This is a genomic window from Limnospira sp. PMC 1279.21, from assembly GCF_032349615.1.
GTDB classification, from domain to species: Bacteria; Cyanobacteriota; Cyanobacteriia; order Cyanobacteriales; family Microcoleaceae; genus Limnospira; species Limnospira fusiformis.
The window spans coordinates 1-1,274 of record NZ_JARPLU010000397.1; the positions used below are offsets into that span (position 1 = coordinate 1).

Genomic DNA, 1,274 nt, shown 5'->3' on the forward strand with positions numbered 1-1,274 from the left:
CATGGATTCCGTTCTCAAAGCTGCGTCCTAACCACCTTGACTAATGCTATAGTATAGTGAACCTGCTCTATAAAACTTAAACAAAACCGGACATAGCCGGATATTGATGTTTATTTCTGGCTTCGTCCGGGACTGTCGGCAGCACCCCGTCCACAAGTGTAATCGTCTGAACCAGGCGATTTTTCTAAATTTATACTGGCGTTCAAATCTCTATCAATCTTCAGGCCACAGTTCGGACATTCAAAAGTCCGACGGACTAGGGGCATTTTTTGACGATAACCGCAATTAGAACAAAGTTGACTGGATGGATAAAATCTATCGGCAATAATCAACTTTGAACCATAACGTTCTGCCTTGTAACCTAGTTGCCGACGGAACTCATAAAATGAAGCATCAGCGATAGAACCAGCCAAACCATGATTTTTCAGCATACCTGACACATTCAAATCTTCAATGACGACTTGGCTGTGGTTCTTAGCCAAGAAAGTAGTTATTTTATGAATGGTGTCCCGCCGAATGTTTGCTACTCTTTGATGTAGCTTTTGAACTTTTAAGAGACATTTGGCCCAATTTTTCGAGCCTTTGACTTTGCGACTTAAATGACGTTGTAATCGAGCTAGTTTTTTGGTCGTTGCTTTATAAGCCTTGGGATTAGAGAATTGGGTCCCATCGGAGCAAGTCGCCCAATTGTTAATTCCTAGGTCTACCCCGATTCTCTCTCGATATTTCGGTGTGATTTCTGGTGTGATTTCTACGAAAAAGCTCATATACCAGTCACCTGCTTGGCGCGTTATAGTGACTTTCTTAACCCAACTTTCGGGTAGAGCCTCAAATGTAGAAACCCAGCCCACAAAAGGCAGCTTATGGCGAGTTCCTGACAACTTGAATGGCTTTCCGGAATTGTCAAGCGTAAAGCTATCATGGTGGCCTTTCTTCTTAAATTTAGGATAACTGCTTATTCCCTTGAAGAAGCGCTTAAAGGCATCCCCTAGATTAATGAAGGCATATTGATCAACTTTAGAAGACAATTCGGACATCCAAGGATATTGAGGTTTCACATAATTAGTAAAAACCTTTTTAATGGAGTTGATATTAGGCTTGAGTCCCTCTTCATAAGCTGACCTCCATAAGTGTAATCCCCAATTAAACACGAACCGAGCATAACCCGCGTGTTTGGCCATCAAGGTGGCTTGACGGTCATTGAGTTTTAGTTTGGTTCGGAAAGCTTTGATTGGTTATGGTCGAAAGGGAAGTCACCTTCCCCAACTCCACTC

Annotated in this window: 1 protein-coding gene; it reads right to left on the bottom strand. The window is 42.4% G+C overall.

Annotated features, from left to right (window positions below; all coding sequences use genetic code 11):
• Positions 1 to 110 precede the first annotated feature (110 nt).
• The gene (locus P5683_RS24910; protein WP_315641211.1) at positions 111 to 1,181 is read right to left on the bottom strand and encodes an RNA-guided endonuclease TnpB family protein; all 1,071 of its coding nucleotides are present in this window, start codon (positions 1,179 to 1,181) and stop codon (positions 111 to 113) included.
• Between the last annotated feature and the right edge of the window lie 93 nt (positions 1,182 to 1,274).